This is a genomic window from Shewanella sp. SM55 (assembly GCF_025654025.1).
GTDB classification, from domain to species: domain Bacteria; phylum Pseudomonadota; class Gammaproteobacteria; order Enterobacterales; family Shewanellaceae; genus Shewanella; species Shewanella oncorhynchi.
The window spans coordinates 62,847-82,045 of record NZ_JAKKRS010000003.1 but is presented as its reverse complement, the minus strand read 5'-3'; the positions used below and the strand labels follow the sequence as shown (position 1 = coordinate 82,045).

Below are 19,199 nucleotides of genomic sequence, written 5' to 3'. Positions count from 1 at the left end.
TGGCTAATATGGAGCGTCTTTCGCCCCTAAATGTCTTTAGCCTATATGCCACGTATTTTATTGTTCATTATTGCTTTTTTCACATTTTCCGCACTTGCCAATTCGCCTTTGCAATTGGACAAACGTCTTGGCATGAACAAGCAAGATCAGCAACAAAATCTCAGCATTGACGAACAAATTAACGAACTAAAAATTAACATAGAAAAACTCGCCACCAACGCAGCCAGTTTCCAACAAGCGCAGATTGATTTTGAGCAACATAAGAAGCGCACTAACCAAGCGCTGAAAGACGCCTATAAGCCTTTATCACTAGAAAAAGGTACTGACCTCAGCCAGCAGGCTTCCATGGCCTATATTCGCTTGTCTGAACTTAAAGAAAGCGAATCCACCCTTGGCCGACAAGTTAACGATTTATTGCTACGTCACAATGACTTACCTACAGTTATCGCCAGCGCGAGGCAAACTGTCGCCCAAAACAAAAAAGCAGAACTCGCCCCGCTAGATACCCCAACGGGAGAGTTACAGCAAACTCAACGACTTTTCTTTGAACAAAGCCTTGCCACCGATGAAGCAGAACTTGCCAGCAGCCAAAAACGCATTGAACTGACGCAATTACAATTACAACTAGTCCGCCAACAACTGGTGCAGCAAGAAGCCTTGATCGAAACCATCAACAAGGCAATCAATAAACAACGTCAGCAACAAACGGATGCTACCCTAGCCAAAAACTTAGTTAATACCGAAAAAGTCATCGATCCTATCACCCGTAATATTGCCGACACCAACCAGATTTACGGCCAAAAGCTGCAAACGTTAACTCTGCAGATCAATAATGTGGTCGAACAGCAGGAACAGGCTGAAACCCAATATCAATCCCAAGCCAAACAACTGGCAAACATCCAAGAGCAGATCACTTGGGTCAAAATGAACTCCGCCTTTGGTGAGCGCTTTTTGCAGATGTTGCAATCACTGCCTAAACCACCGAATCACGAAAAACTGCAAACGCTGATCGCCGATGCGCGCTTAGACAGATACCATTTAGAGCAGCAACAAGCCCTCAATGAGCAAGAATTAGAACAACCCGGCTTATACAATGAGCAGCAGATTAAACTCTTACACTCGCAACAGAGTTTGATCTCGCAATTGATGCAAAGCTATGACCAATACTTAAGTGAATTAGGCAAGCTGAAGGTCAATTACCAACAACTGAGTCAACAGAATCTCACCCTAAAAAATACCCTTAACGAACATTTATTCTGGGTGCCTAACGCTGCAAGTATCAGTAAGTTATGGCTTACGGATCTTGAGCGCAGCACGGTTTGGCTTGTGCAACAAGCACAGTGGGATGAACTGGGAAAAGCCTGGGATGAACAAAACGATTATTGGTCTTGGTGGATCATATTGCTGGTACTGTGTTTAGTCGTACAAGACTTGATCACGCCTAAATTCAATCGCTTGCTAAATCATTACACCACTTATGTGGGCAATGTGACCCAAGATAAATTCATTTACACTCTCAAAGCGCTCGCCTGCAGTATCAGCTATGCGTTGATAAAACCTTTCCCAGTGATCATGGCGGGATTGATTTTCTATCATTCCGATCGCAATTTTGTGCAAGCAGTGGGTATGGGCATACTGGCGATTGGTTTAGTGTATCTCTTATATCGCTTTATCTTTATTCTGACACTCGACAAAGGCGTACTCGTGGGCCATTTCAAACGCCCCTCAAAACTCATCCAAGCGGGACAATCACGGCTCAGACACTTTGTGCTGATTGCTAGCCCATTATTGGGTCTGATGGGCTTTACCGAAGTGCTCGACACATCACTGGTGCGTAATAGCATAGGCCGCGGCGCATTCATTATTTTCTGTATCGTTTTATTCTTGTTATACAAAGATATTTTAATCCTCAGCCGTAAAAACTCAGATGCCAAGAAAGACGGTAAAAACAAAAAACTCATTCAGAAAATGCTCTGGACCTTGCTGATTTCTGTGCCGCTTTTAAGCGCAGTGTTAGCCTTTAGGGGTTACTACTTCACCGCTTTCCAAATGCTGTTACAACTGCAATTATCTATCGTGCTGGGTCTGGGTTTCTTGCTCTTATACCAATTGATCAAACGGTGGATGTTAATCGAACGCCGCCGTATCGCCTTCGATCGCGCGAAAGCAAAACGTGCAGAGCGCTTAGCACAAAGGGAAAAAGGCGAAACGCATCACCCTTCCGTCGATGGACTCGATACCTACGAAGAACCCGTAGTCGATCTCGAAACCATTTCGAGCCAATCCCTTGGCCTAGTGCGTTCACTCTTGTTATTGGCCTTTTTAGCCAGTTTGATTGGTCTGTGGACTCAAACCCATACGGCGCTGTTTTCCTTCCTCGATGGCATTACGCTGTGGACGACCAATACCAGTGTGAATGGCTTAGAGCAACAATTACCCATTACCATGAAGTCACTGATGTTTGGGCTGATAGTGGTGGGTTTCTCGTTAATGATTGCCACCAATTTACCCGGCCTACTTGAGCTAATGATCCTGCAAAGGCTTGATCTCTCGCCTGGAACGGGTTTTGCGATCACAACCGTCAGTCGTTATCTGGTGGTTTTCCTCGGACTATTAATCGGCTTCTCTAATCTCGGGATGGAGTGGTCTAAGTTACAATGGCTGATTGCCGCACTGTCGCTCGGTTTAGGTTTTGGTTTGCAAGAAATTTTCGCCAACTTTATCTCAGGTTTGATCATTTTGTTTGAGAAACCCGTGCGGATTGGCGACACAGTGACAATTCGTGATTTAACAGGGACAGTCAGTAAAATCCAAATTCGGGCGACCACCATTATTGACTGGGATAGAAAGGAAATTATCATCCCGAACAAGGCCTTTATCACAGAGCAGCTGATCAACTGGTCCTTGTCAGATCCTATTACTCGGGTCATTGTTTATGTGTCGGTGGCGCGGGATTCAGACCCTGCCAAAGTTGAAGCGACCCTGTATCAAGCGGTGCAAGAGTGTGAAGATGCACTTGCCAGCCCAGAACCTGAGGTCTGGTTTGCCGGCTTTGGTAAACATACCCAAGATTATGAAGTGCGCGCCTATGCAAAAGATATGTCGGCACGCTGGCCACTGCGCCATGATTTACATAAACGAGTGACTAAAAAACTCAAAGAAAACAATCTCGAACTCGCCTACCCGCAGATGGAAATCCATATTAAGAATGGTCAAAATCGCGAGCAACAAGGCATTATTAGAAGCTAATAGGATCGTAGACCATGCTTATTTTTGCTCACCGCGGCGCCAGCGGTTATCAGGCCGAAAATACCTTAGCCGCCATAGCTAAAGCGTTAGAATTGGGTGCGCAAGCCGTCGAACTCGATGTACATAATGTCGAAGGTGAGTTAGTCGTGTTTCACGACAGACGACTCGATAATAAAAGCTCGGGCACAGGCGTCATTCACTTAGCGAGCAAGGACTATCTAGCAAGCATCAATGTGAAAGGTGAATCCATTCCGACGCTATGGCAAGTACTTGAACTGATTGCGGGGCGCTGCATAGTCAATATAGAGTTAAAAGGCATTAATACCGTCACGCCGTTAATCGACTTATACCCAAAGGCTATGAGTCAGCTTGGGTTTACGAAGGAGCAGTTACTGATCTCTTCCTTTAATCACCCCTATCTGCATGAACTTAAACAGGTGTTGCCGGATGCGTTAGTCGCACCACTGCTTGCCAGTATTCCACTCGATGGGGCTGGCGTGGTAAGCGAACTGAATGCCTATTCATTGCATTTAGATGTGAGTTTTATCAACCAAGCACTAGTAGATGACGCCCATAACCGAGGTGCCAAGGTTTATGTTTATACTGTCGATCATATTGATGATATTCATGCGCTTAAGCAGATTGGCGTCGATGGCGTGTTCAGCAATTACCCCGATCGCGCCATGCAAGCCTTAACTCAAAAGGCAATGGCCGATTACTCTGGCTACTTTGAGTAACGGCAAAAATAATAACGATATTAAGCTTGGCTATTTCGCTGAGCCCAATAACCGATAAAAATAAACATGGCCACAATTAACAGAAACATCCAATGGGATGGCATAGCCACTATGTGTCTTGCCACCCAAGGCGTGGCTTTCACGATCAATAGGCCATAGCCAAAGGCATTCACAATAATAAAAACAAATGTTCGCAGCACAAAAGAATGCCCCAACAAATGACGCCTTAAGATACGATTGACATCCGCTGAAAAAACCAAAATAAGACACACCACCATAGCAGTAGCAATATCGAAGGCCCAAGGGCGAAGCATATTACCTAACTGGGCAATAATGGCGACTAATTGATCAAACATAGACTTAACCTAAAAAGATGCAGCGCAATCCATCAGAGTGGCCGCGACAGCGTATTGAAAAATAACAATAACCAAGCATAAAGGGAGACGCCATGGGGCACAAGTTACTCTTGCTAACAAAGGCAAATCAACAGTACCGCGACTTGATTGAGGCGCAGAGTCTCCCTGATTTAACGTTACTCGACGATAATCCAGCGAGCATAATTGATGCAGATATTTGGTTAGCCGAACCTAAACTCGCCGCGCCCCTATTGCCCCATGCTAAAAATCTGCAATGGCTACAATCAAGCTTTGCTGGCATAGATGCCCTGATAAGCCCAAGGGGCAGAAAAGACTATCAACTCACCAATATTAAAGGCATTTTCGGCCCGCTGATGAGCGAGTATCTATTCGGCTATTTACTCGCGCATGTCCGCGGCCATCGTTTTTATCGCCAGCAACAAGGACAAAAACAGTGGCTGATTCAACCCCAGCAGCGCCATTCAAGCCTACAGGAAATGCGATTACTCTTACTCGGTACTGGCTCAATTGCCCAGCATCTCGCGAAGACGGCAAAGCACTTTGGCATGCATGTCACTGGGATCAATCGAAGTGCTAATACCGTAGAAGGTTTTGATGCCATTGAAGCGATGGCCAATTTAGGCCAAGTGTTAACACAGGCCGATGTGGTTGCAAATCTACTGCCAAGCACTCCTGCAACACATAATCTTCTCAATGCTGACATGTTAGCTATGTTAAAAACGGATGCAGTGCTGTTTAATGTTGGCCGCGGTGATGCACTCGATCTCGATGCACTCAATATCCAACTTATCGCTAATCCTAGTCAGCAAGCGATCCTCGATGTATTTGCTCAGGAACCTTTGCCCAATAGCCATCCTATTTGGGAACGGGAAAATGTCGTGATCACGCCGCATATTTCGGCGCCAAGCCATCCTGCACAAATAGTCGATATCTTTAGCCAAAACTATCACCGCTACATCATGGGTGAGCCACTGCAGAATCGAGTCGACTTTAGTAAAGGTTATTAGATCAAAGATAAGAAATTGAGTTAGAAATCAGTAAAAGAAAAGACAATAGTCAGACTATTGCCTTTTTTATCTTAAATTTTAGTCAGTTAAATCCTAAAGCTGCGCTTTAAGAATTGCTCGACTAATACCGAGTGAGAATCCATCTCGCGAGTCACTTCGTCATTCAAGCCGACCATTTCACTGCCGAGTTGATGGCTAGAATGGGTAAATTGCGACACATTCACCACGCTGCGATTCATCTCATTTGCCACACTCGATTGCTCTTCTACCGCGCTGGCAATATGGTGCGTCATATCGGTAATGGTCGAAATGGCCTCACGAATCGTACGTAATGCCGTACCCGCTAAATCCGCCGTTGAAATACATTCGGAAGCGGCAACCACTCCTTGCTGCATGCTGATAACAGCTTTATTCGTCCCCTGCTGCAACAGATTAATCATACTGTGGATTTCTTTGGTGGCATCGTGAGTACGCTGTGCCAGCGCCCGTACTTCATCGGCAACGACAGCGAAGCCACGACCTTGCTCACCCGCTCGAGCCGCTTCAATTGCTGCATTCAATGCCAGCAAATTCGTCTGCCCCGCAATACTCTGAATCACATCGAGCACTGTGCCAATATCTTTACTGTGGGCTTCTAACTCAGTAATAACTTTTGACGTTTGTTGCAGTTGCTCCGCCATAGCTTGAATCGAGCGAATAGTACTCGACACCGTTTTATCACCATTGATAGTTTCAGCGGATGCCATTTGTGTGGCACTCGCCGCATCGGCACAATTGGAGGACATATCGCCTAATGTGGCGGTCATTTCCTGCATCGCTGTAGCAACTTGTTCTATTTCAGATAGTTGAGCCTGACTGGTACTCTGGATTTGTTTGCCCTTGGCGGCAGATATTTTGGCCTGTTCTGACACGTTATAACAGGAATCCGATGCACGCCCAAGAATCGACTTAAGCTCTGAATTTTGCATTTGCAGTGCTAAATCAATCGCGCCAAGATCATCACTGCTTCCACTATAAATATGCGCCATCAAGGGGTTATCGTAGATATGCTTTGCCTTAGCCACTATCGCGTAATAGCGACTCAGCACCAGATTGCCGCCCACCAGCAATACTAGGACACTTATCGCTAGGGCAATAAAGCCCATTAAGCCAATTTGCAGAGCAAGGTAAAGCATAGGTAGCATGGCAACCAATGCGAGTAACAGCAATTTAACTGGCATATCCAAGGTACGTTTTAACGCGCTGACGCTGCCCTTTTTGTTCAACTCCGCATAGGCTATTTCTGCACGCTTAACCTGATCGCGTGTGGGTTTAGTGCGTACAGATTGAAACTCGACGACTTTGCCATTAACTGAAATCGGTGAGACATAGGCATCGACCCAATAGTGATCGCCATTGGCGCAGCGGTTTTTCACTATCCCTTTCCAAGGCTCGCTTTTTTGATGCATCGCCACAGATCTTCAAACGCTTGCGGAGGCATATCTGGATGACGCACCATGTTGTGGGGCTTGCCTAGCATGGCATCGAGGTCGTAACCGGCAACGGTACAGAAAGATTGATTGGCGTAAGTGATATGACTTTGAGTATCCGTAGTCGACAATAAAATCCAATCCGCTGGATAATCATATTCTCGCTGTGTAACTGGTAGATTAGTTCTCATGAAACCTTATGGATCTTTGATTAATTCTTCGTTATTCATCCATGAGTTATCCATCCGTAAGGCATCATCACCCTGACTCTGTATTCCTAAACCTACTTCTAAAACTGCCTAGCTTTTTAGTGCTAAAACACACCTAGCATAGACGATAAAACGTGCGCCATGTAACAAAAGCGTTAAAGTATGAAAATCACCCAAAAACATGATTGCATTTGATAAGCGTTTTCATTTAGAATTAGCGCAATTCGATTGGAGACTAATATATGTACGTTTGTCTTTGCCATGCGATCACTGATACGCAAATTAAAAACGCAGTAAGCCAGGGCGATAGCTCGCTTGCTGACGTAAAAAAGCGCTTAGGTGTTGCCGATCAATGTGGTAAATGCGCCAGAATGGCGGTGCAGATCATTCAGAATCAACTAGAGCTTGAGCCTAATTATTACGAAGTCGCATAGAGTTCATCGCGAATAGCATGGTAAAGGGTAATTCACTCACGAACAAACTTCCGACAAGTTAAATACACGCTGACTCAAGCAAACTTAATCCAGCTCAAGCAAACTCAATCCAAAAAAGTCCCGCGACAACAAAGCCTTCTATCCGCCACTTCGTCTTAAATAATCTTGCCAGCCTAATCTTTAGATATGATGTTTTAATGACAAGCCCCACTGAACTCCAAGCTCGAAAGCCGCGAATAATTCAATGGGGTTACAGATCCAACTTCCGAGTCAAGCCTACTTACGTTTCAACAAATAGGCCGCTTCATTAAGCCAAGGCACGGCTTTCTTAATAAAACGGGGATTGTCGGCCAACACATCTTGCGACGCTAATACTTCAATATCAAAATCCTCACTCAGATGCTGCTCTACCCAAGTAGGGGATACAGCAAAAGGTGGGCCGATAAGGGATTCTTGCGGATAATCTAAAGTCACTAATAAACCGACACTGCCGCTAGGTAATAAGCTCGCTAACTGCTTGGCATATTGTGCACGCATACTTTCTGGCCATGCGATCAAAGCCGCGCGATCGTAAAAAGCCGTCACCGCTTGGGTGATAGTCTTAGGTAGGGTGAAAATATCGCCTTGATACAAGCTGATCTGTTCGGTTTGATAGTGCTGGTGTTCACCCACGGCCGTTTGCGTCATCTCGAGTTGGTTATCGCTAAAAAATTGCTGTACTGCCAATTCATTCAACTCACAACCTATGACCTGATGCCCCTGTTCTGCGAGGAAACACATGTCTAGCGACTTACCACATAAGGGCACAAAAACCTTAGTATCTGCGGGTAATGCAAGCTGCTGCCAATACTTAACGAGGAAAGGATTGATGTCTTGCTGATGAAAACCTATCTGTTGCTGCTGCCACTTTTCATGCCAAAAACCGGGTTCCATGGGTTTATCTCTATTCGCTAATGTTGTCCTTACTCTAATGACATTTTAAAGTGGATGCAAAGCCTCCTGCCATTCGGCAAACTCAGCAATGTAAAGACTAACTTACTGATCTAACGTGGCTTGCACTTTACGCAGCCAAACACAGTTATCGCATTGGCATTGACGGCGTGATAAATGATGTGGGCTTAAAGATGAGTCGATAAAGTCCACGGCGATCAACAACTGCTGTTTTAACTCGGCAATCGATTTTTCGTTCACGGCCACCAGCTCGTCATTCTGGTTCATCCAGATACATTCCATGCCCTGATGACACGTTAAACATTGCTCGTCTCTATCATTAAAAAATACCGCATGCGGGCAATGGGTCACTTCCATTGACTGTAAAATACGCTTACGCGGATATTCCAAAAGTTCGATCAACAAGGCTTTATATTGGGTGGGCATACGCCCTCCTTAGCTGCACTTTGTCTGTGGGTTAATTAACAAAAATTGATTCCATCTAATGCCCCAAAGATTACCTATAGTCGCGAAGATTTAATTTGATGTAAGTCAAAGTCAGTGACGAAATGATCGTATAGGTAATCCGCGCCTGACGCTGATCATCAATGCCATTCAAAATACTAAAATAAAGCCACCCGCTATTTGATTATCTCCCCCGCTTACTGGTTAAATGAACAAAACAAGGAGCACAATTTGCAAACACCTCAGCTGCAGCATTTTTATATTTCTGAAGAGCAATCTATTTACTTGCTCAAAGCCAATGATGCCCGTAAACACAAGGCGTGGATCCGCCGCTGTAAACAACAGCTGAGCAAATTAGGTTATACCGATATCGAATTGGTCGGCAAAGGCGCCTACGGTTTCGTGTTTGCGGGTATCAATCAAGCGGGCGATGCCCATGTGTTTAAGTTTTCACGGATTAATTTGCCACAACACATTCAAGATCGGCTCGAAGAAGAAGCCTTTATGCTCTCCTTACTCAAGCACCCTAATGTGCCGGGGGCGATCAAATTTGAGCGAGTAGGTAAACAAGGCATACTCGTGATGGAACGAGCAAAAGGGGAAGATCTCGACCAACTTTGCCGCCGCATGGGCGCCCTACCGACCGCTATGGTCATGAGCATCGCCCGCCAACTCGCCGATATCTTGTATTACCTGCGCACGGGCAAGCCTTTAGTGCACGGCGATATCAAACCTTCAAATCTGGTTTACGATATTGAACAACAACACTTATCGTTAATCGATTGGGGCTCAGCGGTATTTGCGCAGCGGGATGAACATAACAAACCCGTCGAAGACAATGTGATGGCGTTAATGTCTAGCGATCAACAACATACCAACGCCCGCATGGGTGATGTGTATTTTATCGGCGAAGAGCAACTCAATGGAGCACTCTCCAGCCCGCGCTTTGACGAGCAAGGAGTTGCCGCGACTCTGTATGCCCTCGCCTCTGGGCAAGCAAGCCGCTTCGGTGCACAAGTGATCTCGCCCACCAGCATTGGCTTACCGATAGAATTAGCCCGTACCTTAGAGGGCATGCTCAGCACTGATCCGCAGCAGCGTAATATCGCCGGCGATTATTTTTTAAAAAGTATGCGCCACAGCCACAGACTGCACTTACCTGAACTGCCCAAAGCTGATTTACAGGGTGAAATTCCTGTTTGGGTACAATCCCGCGACAAAGATGTTGAAACCGTCAGCTACAGTTCGCGTAAATCCTTTTTAAAGGAACACAACGCCCAAGATCCCATCGCTAAGATGGATGATATTCAGCTCGAAAAATATTACCGCAACTTCCTCGCGGGCATGGGTGATACCGAAAAAGGCTTTATCGCCGCAGTGGGTCGTTTAGCGCAATATCCGATCGTGGGTGGTCTGGCTATTCATTGGCAGGAAACCGGCGTGTTTATCGACTCCAATCTTGCGATTTACGATGCAAAACAAAAAAGTGCGTTAATCATTGCAGTCAACAATATGGTGGATCTCGCGCGGGGAATTAAACGTATAGGGGTGTTTAAGGCCTGTTTCTTTAACGCCAAAGACACACTGCATATCGAACGAGCTGACACCAGCGAGCCTTTTGTCGCCAGTGCCGCACTGCAGTTGCCCTTCGAAGTCGGTGACGTACCCACCTTAGAAGATAAGTCACGATTGCACTCTTATTTTGAAGACGGTAAAGATCCCGATGAAAACCTCGAATTACCCCATGAAATCATGGAAGAACTAGCCCGCATCAACCAAATTCACCACACAGGCTGCATCATTTTTGAGGCGCTGCCGAATCACTTAAAAATTCACAGTTACTTGAAGCTGCTCAATCCGCGTAAGCAAGCGGCGTTTCGCGCGAGCCTCGATCGCATCTTGCACCATGTCGGAAAAATACAAGGTCACGGCGTATCGGGCTTTATGAAACTGCCCTACAAAAACACCCGCCGCTTTACTCATCTAGAGCGTAAAGCCGATCACTTTTATCCGAAAAATCCAAAAGAAATAGGCGCCTAATGGCGCCTATGTTCATCAGATTAAATCGGTGATCCCGGCGGTAGGGTTAACGGCTTAGGAATAAGCTTAACCTTAGCATCGGTCAAACCCGCAGCCAGACCCTGTTGCAACCAAGTATAGTGCGCCGCAAGACTCACATTCGCTCGATTCGACTTCGCTTTCAATTGCTTAATCACAAACTGAGCGCGATCGTTGATCGCAGCCCTCACCTCTGGTGAGGTTTGAGGATCGTGCAGCGTTGCCAGCACTTCATCAATCACCACAGCGTTAACTCGCATCCATACGCCTTCGACCAGCGCGAGCTTGTCCTCTTGATACAAGGTCGCCGCAAATAACTTATCCAGTAATGTTGCCACCGATAACTGCTCACTATCTGCCATGGATGCTTGGCTGACACGATTCAAGCGTTTAGGCATCAATAGCAAGCTCACGGTATGACGGCTAAACACTTCAGCCATACCGAGAGGGTCGTTAATTGCACCTAGACCTGAATCGAAGGATTCCCGCGTAACATGATAATTCCCCGCCTTTGGCACTAAACTGTCGAGCAAGGTTTGCGGCACAGTTAAACTCGCCGCATCGAGTGTGTTAAGTAGCGCGTCTAAGCCCGTTAACTGCAACTGCGGCGCAATATAGCTCCAGCGGCTGCCTTCACCAATAGATTGATAGTTATAGTCAGTGCCGCCAATAAACTTAGCGACCGCATCGATTTGATAACGCGTCAGCAAATAAATTGGCGCAAAGGCATCGGCTAGCTCGCCCAGTGGCTCATTGGGTAACAAGGCCGCACTGGAGAAATCCGCAATCGCCTTAGTGCGAATTTTATTTAACTTACCCAGCTGATCGATCGGATCGTCACCACTATCCCACAAACTGGCATAGGCCTGACTCGCATCCTTTTGGCGGGAATCGGCCTCACCGATATAACGTAAGCCACGTTTGGCTACATCGGCCAGTAAGTCGACTTGCAGCGCTTGTTGGGTGCGAGCATCGCCTTGATCGCTATAGCCATAGGCGATAGCAAAATCATCCCAAGGACCAACACCTGTAGTGTAAGGTGCGGAAATATCAATATCATTGCCCTTTAGCTGGATTTTCGGATGGGGATAATCCATCACAGAGGAATCCTGATTGGTCGAAGCAGCAAAGTTATGATCGAGCCCTAAGGTATGGCCGACTTCATGGGCAGCCAGTTGGCGAATACGCGCCAGCGACAAGGCTGTCGCCGCTTTCTCGGCAGCCACTCTATCCTGCCAGCCTGCGGTTAAGCCTTTAGCAATCAAGTAATCCTGACGCACACGCAAACTGCCGAGCGTGACTTGACCCTTGATGATTTCACCGGTGCGAGGATCGGTCAGTGCGGCGCCATAGGACCAACCCCGCGTCGCCCTGTGCACCCATTGGATCATGTTGTAGCGAATATCCTGCGGATCGGCATCTACAGGTAATAACTCAACTTTAAAGCCGTTGATAAATCCCGCCCGAGTAAAAGCCGTCTCCCACCAGCGCGCGCCATCGAGCAACGCCGATCGTATAGGTTCTGGCACACCAGGATCGAGATAATAAGTAATAGGTTTAACGACTTCGCTTGGCGCTGGGCCTGGATGCACTTTCTGTAAACGGTGGCGCAGGATAAAACGCTGCACTAAAGGTTGGTCAAAGGGCATGGCATAATCGCGATACTCATCGGACAAATAACCGCTCATAGGATGATAAGCCCGCGGCTGATAGTCGGTATCAGGCAGCTCAACAAAGGAATAACGCATCCGCACCGACATTAAGGTGCCATCGGGTGTTACCTGTGCGACCTGCGCACCAGCAACATCGCCTTTGAACGTCAGTTGCACATCCACATCGGCGTTTTTCTCAAAGGATTTAATCCCTTTGGGTAAGATGACAGAACGGCTCAAATCGAGCTGATAATTGCCCTGCTCTGTTTGTTGCAATACGGAAGACACGCCGTGTAAATCATTGAGCACCAGATCGTTGATCGCTACCAAATCTGGCTTGCCCTCAATCACTTTGCCTTGCCATAACACAGAATCGGCAAAGGCTTCTTCAACCGCTCTTTGCTCGGCGGCATCAGAGGTATTCGCACGATATTGAGTATTGAGTTGCTTGAGTAAAACATAGGGACCTTGGCGCTCAAACTGCACCATACGGGTCTGACCCAGTTGGCCACGATCGAGACCAATGTCGTTTGAGCCTACGCCCTGTGGCAGGCTAGTAACTAAGATAAAAGGTTGATTTAAACGATTGACCTCAAGATATAACTCTCCCTCAGACTCCTCGTAATAGAGATTAAGAAACCCTTTCGCCTCTTGGCCCTGCTTAATGATCTTGGCGCTAGGTGCGGCTGCCGCGACCGTAACGGTGGGAAATCCTAACAGCGCTATAAATAAGGCTAAGGCTACACTTTGGGGTTTCATCTTTCCTCCTGATTCGGCTGGCTGCGTTATTTACCTTATAAGTCATTGGCATCTTTGATGACTGCTTATCTCAAGCGATTGATTTAAAGTAAATAATGCGAGGCCATCACTGGCCCCGAGCAAATAAATTAACGATTCTGATGCTGGTTCTTGTGTTTGATCCAGTGATTTAATGTTTCAAATAATTCGTTGAGCACTATGGGTTTAGTGATGTGGGCATTCATCCCTGCTGCTAAACTCTTTTCCCTGTCACCCGACATTGCATGGGCTGTCATGGCAATGATAGGCAGTTCATCGGCACTAAAACGCTCACGCAATGCCCTTGCGGCCGTTAACCCGTCCATCACTGGCATTTGAATATCCATCAACACAGCATCAAACGGCCGCGAGTCGATAGTATCCAGCGCCACTTGACCATTGTCGGCCAGCACCACTTCGTAGCCAGCGCTCTTAAGAAGTTCAGTGGCCACTTGCTGGTTGATAAAGTTATCCTCCACCAGTAACACTAGACCTGTGTGCTCTCCTTCCTCAACTTGAACTTCAACCATAGGCTGAACCACATTCAATCTCGGTTCATCGGCAAAGGCAGCAATGATCTCATCGAACAGACTCGATGCCTTAAACGGTTTTTGCAGTACGGCAAACACATTGGCACTATCGACTTCATGCTGCAAGGGCTCTGCCGCATAGGCCGTCATCATGATAATCACAGGCCGTTTAGCTAAGCGGCCTTCGGCGACCATAGTATCTATGGCACTGACCACATCGCTACCGTCCATTTCTGGCATCATCCAGTCGAGCAATAACAGATCGATTGGTGCCCGCGACAGTTTGTAAAGCGCTTCGGCACCACTGGCGGCGGTATCAACTTCGAAGTGGAAATCTCGCATCAAGGTCGAATAAATTTGCAGTGCCGTCGGGTTATCGTCAACGACTAAGGTGCGTAGACTATTAAGTTTTTCCGGCACGACCAAAGGTTCAATCTTAGCGGCTTCGGCAATTTCAAAACTGATGGTGAAGCTAAAGGTACTACCGACCCCAAGCTCACTCTGCACTTGCATCTTGCCGCCCATCATAGACACCAGATGCTTACTGATCGACAAACCTAAGCCAGTGCCACCGTATTTACGAGTGGTCGAACCGTCGGCTTGGGCGAAGGCATCAAACAGCTTATCCTGTTGATCTTTACCTATGCCGATCCCCGTATCGCGCACCCAGAACTTCAAGGTAATCCGATGATCCCGCTCGCCGACATCTTCACAGCCGAGCTCAATCTCGCCAGATTGGGTAAATTTCACCGCATTCGATAACAGGTTAATCAGCACTTGGCCTAAACGTAGCGGATCGCCCTTAAGAATGAGTCCCGCCGTCACTGGTGCATATAAGAGTAACTCGACGCCCTGTTCCTGTGCCTTAAGCGCATTGAGATCCAGAGCGTGATCGAGCACTTTATCCAGCGGGAACGGCACCCGCTCAAGCTCCAACTTACCCGCCTCAATTTTAGAGAAGTCGAGAATATCGTTGATGATCCTCAGCAGCGATTGCGCCGAGAAACCGGCTTTTTCGAGGTAATCTTTCTGCTGCGCCGTTAACGAAGTGCGCTGTGCCAACTGCAACATACCGATAATGGCGTTCATCGGCGTGCGGATCTCATGGCTCATGTTGGCCAAGAATTCACTCTTGTAGAGGTTAGCGAGTTCGGCGTCTTGCTTGGCTTCAAGCAACGCCACTTCGTTACTCTTATGGCGGGTAATATCCTTATGGGTACCGAGCATACGCTTAGGCTGACCTTCGGCGGTGAACTCCACCACACGGCCACGGGATAACACCCAGTGATAGCCGCCATTTTTACCTAACATACGGAATTCAATTTCGAAAGCACCGACGGGATCAGCAAGATACTGAGCACGGTATTCCTCGACGCGAATACGATCGTCGGGGTGGGATAATTCATCAATTGTCGATACTAAAGCTGGGAATTCATTGGTTTTATAACCCAACATAGAATAATAGGCTGGGTTACAAATGATCTGTTCAGAGTCTAAATACCAGTCCCACAGGCCATCTTCCACCGCATCCATAGCTAAGTGATAACGCTCTTCGGACAGGCGTAATTGTTCGGCGGATTCGTATTCCCGCGTCACATCACGCCACACGGCAATCAATCCCTGCAGTTCGCCGCGGCGATTGTAGAAAGGCAGTTTGAGGGTATCGAGCAGCACAGGTTTGCCCGCAAGCTCGACCTTTTCTTGGTAGCGCAGCGGCGTGCGATCTTTTAAGACTTGTTCGTCTTCGGCGCGGATACGTATGCCCATTTCAGGCGAGGTCAGATCCTCAGATGATAAACCTATCATCTCGCTCTCTGTGTAACCCAGCATGCGTTCAGCCGCCTTGTTACAACCTAAATAGTTGCCTTCTTTATCTTTAAAGACAATCGCTTCAGGAATTGAGTCAAGCAGGGATCGCAGTAGCGCATATTCGCGCTCACGCCGCTCTGTAGTGTCTTTTAAGCGTTCAGTACGCCGCGCCACTAGCTTATCGAGCCGCTTATTCTGTTCGGCTAGATGGTGGGTATATTGTTTGTTTTCCTCAAAAATCCGACTCACCAGCAAGAACCAAGGTTCCCAGCCGCGAGTGATTTTCTCCGGTGGCTTACGCGGCTCTTGGGAGCAGCCCTCAAGGTGCGACAGTAGTCGCGAGGCTGGACTCACAAAAGAGCGGCGCGTCTGCCAATGCACTATGGTCACCAACACTGACAGGGCGATAACCACTAAAATAAACGTCAGCTGCAGTTTTTCCCACGAGTCTTGGAATAGGTCGTCTTCATCCTGCAAATACAGTAAACGCCAAGGCGCGTTATGCAGGGCAACCGAGTGGATGTAATAGCCGTTACGAATGATGCCGTCGTGGGCATCGAACAATTCCGACTCAGGTAAAGAATGCAGCTCAGAGGGAATACGTTGGCTGATGTGATAGACCCGATTGATATCTGAGCTATCAAAATCGCTGTGGGATAAAATATTGTTCTGTTGGTCGAGCAAAATCACTGTGCCTGGCATCTTAAAGTAGACCCGAATTTGCCGTGCTAACGAGGCAAGCGTCATGTCTAAGTTGATTGAGCCAATGAACTCATCATCCAAATAAATGGGCACACCTAAAGTGGTCAATAAGCCTTTGCCCGTGGAGTCAACATAGGCTTCACTCCAAAATACACTGCGCTGCGGGTTCATTGCTGGGGTGGCGTATTGGAACTGTTTCTTGTTGAGTAATTCGTCCCTAAAACGTTGATCGTCATTCGACCAAGGGAAGTAGGACATGATCCTACGTTTCGACAGGTAATAAATCGCCGAGGCTTTCGGGGCGGCTTCTTTGGCGACGGGGAATGACAATGACAGCTCAAACAACATCTCAAGTTCTTGATAGAACTTGTCGCCGCGGCCGTCGAGGGAACCCGCACCAGTAATCCTACCCATGTTGGTAAAAGGCTCACCGCTCTGGGCGTAGCTAGGTTCTAAGGTAAAATACTGGCCGCTTTCGTTGAATTTACCGTATTGGGGTAAGCGTTCTTTACGTACGAGTTCGCCCAAACGTAAATGATCCACAGCAACGTTGCGTAAGCTTTTTACCGCTCTAATGCTCGACTCAAGTAGCAGATCGATTTGCAATACATGGCGCTGAACCTGCTCTTCACGCTGTTCCATCTGCTGTGCTTTTTGGCGGTCGAAAAACATCCATGCGGTCAACAAAGACATGACGATAACGCCGATGTACGTATAAAAAACGGCACGGTTGTAGTTCTTCTGGATCGGCGATTTTAGTTGGAGATCCGGCTCACTCGATTTCATCCACTACCCTTGATTGCAGCGCTTAATTTCAGCCTACGGCGGCAAAAACTATGAGCTCCATATAGTAGCAGGAAGGAACTGCCAATCACATAAAATAATTGTCAGATAAAGCCTACTCATACCACTGATAAGTCGATTAAAAATCTACTACTCCATAAAATTAAGGCCTCCATATCTGAGGCCTTAGTCATTACCCTAAATTAAACTGACCTGCTTTACAGATGCTCTTCAGCGTATTCCGCTAAGCGTGAACGCACCACGCCATTCAGATACACGTTGGCACTGCCTTCAAAGTCTTTAAAACGTTCGACAATATAGGTTAAACCAGAGGTAACAGCAGTTAAGTAGTTAGAGTCGATTTGCGCTAAGTTACCGCAACAAATCAGTTTTGTGCCTTCGCCCATACGGGTGATCATAGTTTTGATCTGCGAGGCCGTGAGGTTTTGGCATTCATCTAATAGCACTATAGAGTTTTGGATCGAACGCCCGCGCATAAAGTTTATCGACTTAAACTGAATGTTAGCCTTCTCCATGATGTAATTCATGCTGCCCGTGGGATTCACATCATTCTTATGCAGTACTTCGAGCGTATCAGTAATGGCGGCCAGCCACGGCATCATCTTCTCCTCTTCCGTGCCGGGCAAGAAGCCGATAGATTCGGCGATTTCAGGGGTGTTACGGGTGACAATCACTTTGTCGTAGCGATTACGCTCGACCACCAGTTCCAACGCCGCCGCCATGGCGAGCAAGGTTTTACCGCAACCCGCTGGGCCGGTTAAGATCACCAGATCGATATCGGGATCGAGCAGCGCCTGCAATGCCATGCCTTGATAGACGTTTTTAGGTTTAACACCCCATGCCTCGAGGTTTTTCACCCGCTCACGGCCTAAATCTAAAATATGTAAATGGGTGTCTGTGCGCTCGATAACACGACCGCAAAAATCAGACTCTGTGTCGATAAGATATTGGTTGATATAAAAATTATCATTTTCGAGGTCTTTGAGCGGTACTTCATGCACTGTATGTCTACCGTGGCGCTCGGTGGAGACCTTGTTCAAGTGCTCCCAAAAATTACCTTCGAACTGGTAAAAGCCTTTACTGAGGAAGCGGATATCATCGATCAACTGGTCAGTTCGATAATCTTCAACCAATTGAATACCCGCACCTTTGGCTTTAAGGCGCATATTGATATCTTTGGTGACTAAGACAACGGTACGGGGATGATGTAGGTTTTGTAGATGTAGCGCGGTATTGATAATGCGATTATCGTTTCCATCTCCTGGCAGTGCGCCTAAGGTAAAATCGACAAGGTGATCAGGGAAAATTGAGAGCGAACCGACGGCATCGGCATGACCCTCTCGGCTGGGTAAAGGGACGCCATTGATAATCTGCTCAGGGGTAGTTTCACCGCCTAGGGTATCTTCCAATGCCCTGATAGCAACCCGAGCATCACGACTCACATCACTCTTTCGATCTTTAATCTGGTCCAACTCTTCTAGCACTGTCATCGGAATGACCACATCGTGCTCTTTAAACGAATAGATCGCCAAAGGTTCATGTAGTAACACATTGGTATCCAGTACAAACAACTTTCTGTAGTCTTGTTCCATGGCGCCTCCAGAGTGCTTCATTAAAGTTTAAACACACTTTTGAGTCTCAATAAAAGTTATACGGCTCCTATTACTGGCTAAACATATGGCAAAGAATGATCATAAGGTTCAAGTTGATAGCACTTTACTCGCACTTAAACCTTAAGTTGATATTGGCACCAAACTCACAAGATAACAATACAGCAACCATTGTTTACCTTACAGACTCGAAGCAGTGTATAACCGCGGATGTGACATTAGCGTGACAGTTTCATGTACTGCCACGACAATTTTGTCGCTTGTACAATTTGTAATCTAGCACTCTGGGAATTAGGCTCTAACGGGTGAGAGGGCGATTTAAATATCACGAGTATTGGTATAACATACGCGCCCTTTGTTAGAGTCCGCCTAGAAATGAG

At 47.0% G+C, this 19,199-nt stretch carries 11 protein-coding genes and 1 pseudogene; 5 read left to right on the top strand and 7 right to left on the bottom strand.

The features are described 5' to 3' along the window. The first annotated feature begins 45 nt into the window (after positions 1 to 45). Positions 46 to 3,249, top strand: coding sequence for a mechanosensitive ion channel domain-containing protein (locus L5L91_RS05730; protein WP_212599676.1), 3,204 nt, complete (start codon positions 46 to 48; stop codon positions 3,247 to 3,249). Positions 3,250 to 3,263: 14 nt separating this feature from the next. Further along, the gene (locus tag L5L91_RS05725) at positions 3,264 to 3,986 is read left to right on the top strand and encodes a glycerophosphodiester phosphodiesterase (protein WP_263235876.1); all 723 of its coding nucleotides are present in this window, start codon (positions 3,264 to 3,266) and stop codon (positions 3,984 to 3,986) included. A gap of 20 nt (positions 3,987 to 4,006) precedes the next feature. On the opposite strand, the gene L5L91_RS05720 is transcribed toward L5L91_RS05725, so the two are convergent. Beyond that, positions 4,007 to 4,342: a DUF3392 domain-containing protein gene (locus tag L5L91_RS05720; protein WP_113939153.1), complete on the bottom strand. Its 336-nt coding sequence runs from the start codon at positions 4,340 to 4,342 to the stop codon at positions 4,007 to 4,009. Between the two features lie 92 nt (positions 4,343 to 4,434). On the opposite strand from L5L91_RS05720, the gene L5L91_RS05715 reads away from it, so the two are divergent. Continuing rightward, the gene (locus L5L91_RS05715) at positions 4,435 to 5,370 is read left to right on the top strand and encodes a D-2-hydroxyacid dehydrogenase (RefSeq protein WP_263235874.1); all 936 of its coding nucleotides are present in this window, start codon (positions 4,435 to 4,437) and stop codon (positions 5,368 to 5,370) included. Between the two features lie 86 nt (positions 5,371 to 5,456). Here the strand turns inward: L5L91_RS05715 and L5L91_RS05710 are convergent. Beyond that, positions 5,457 to 7,030, bottom strand: a pseudogene (locus tag L5L91_RS05710) (PAS domain-containing methyl-accepting chemotaxis protein). A gap of 260 nt (positions 7,031 to 7,290) precedes the next feature. Between L5L91_RS05710 and L5L91_RS05705 the strand changes: the two are divergent. Beyond that, on the top strand, positions 7,291 to 7,482 hold the full coding sequence (locus L5L91_RS05705; protein WP_076498521.1) for a bacterioferritin-associated ferredoxin: 192 nt from the start codon (positions 7,291 to 7,293) through the stop codon (positions 7,480 to 7,482). Positions 7,483 to 7,758: 276 nt separating this feature from the next. Here L5L91_RS05705 and L5L91_RS05700 read toward each other — a convergent pair whose 3' ends face one another. Both L5L91_RS05700 and L5L91_RS05695 read right to left on the bottom strand, forming a co-directional pair. Further along, complete coding sequence (locus L5L91_RS05700) at positions 7,759 to 8,415, bottom strand: thiopurine S-methyltransferase (protein WP_173247576.1); 657 nt, start codon at positions 8,413 to 8,415, stop codon at positions 7,759 to 7,761. 102 nt (positions 8,416 to 8,517) lie between these two features. Continuing rightward, entirely contained in the window at positions 8,518 to 8,859 is a 342-nt protein-coding gene (locus tag L5L91_RS05695) for a hypothetical protein (RefSeq protein ID WP_105250285.1), read from the bottom strand. 249 nt (positions 8,860 to 9,108) lie between these two features. On the opposite strand from L5L91_RS05695, the gene L5L91_RS05690 reads away from it, so the two are divergent. Continuing rightward, positions 9,109 to 10,917 carry a protein kinase domain-containing protein gene (locus L5L91_RS05690; RefSeq protein WP_263235871.1) on the top strand — a complete coding sequence of 603 codons (1,809 nt, stop codon included), beginning with the start codon at positions 9,109 to 9,111 and terminating at the stop codon, positions 10,915 to 10,917. 20 nt (positions 10,918 to 10,937) lie between these two features. On the opposite strand, the gene L5L91_RS05685 is transcribed toward L5L91_RS05690, so the two are convergent. The 3 genes from L5L91_RS05685 to L5L91_RS05675 form a co-directional block, all read right to left on the bottom strand. Then, positions 10,938 to 13,346, bottom strand: coding sequence for a zinc-dependent metalloprotease (locus L5L91_RS05685; protein WP_263235869.1), 2,409 nt, complete (start codon positions 13,344 to 13,346; stop codon positions 10,938 to 10,940). Between the two features lie 128 nt (positions 13,347 to 13,474). Continuing rightward, positions 13,475 to 17,191 (bottom strand): response regulator, encoded by a 3,717-nt coding sequence (locus L5L91_RS05680; protein WP_263235867.1) that lies wholly within the window; start codon positions 17,189 to 17,191, stop codon positions 13,475 to 13,477. A gap of 215 nt (positions 17,192 to 17,406) precedes the next feature. Continuing rightward, positions 17,407 to 18,801, bottom strand: a complete 1,395-nt coding sequence (locus tag L5L91_RS05675) for a PhoH family protein (RefSeq protein WP_263235865.1) — start codon at positions 18,799 to 18,801, stop codon at positions 17,407 to 17,409. Between the last annotated feature and the right edge of the window lie 398 nt (positions 18,802 to 19,199).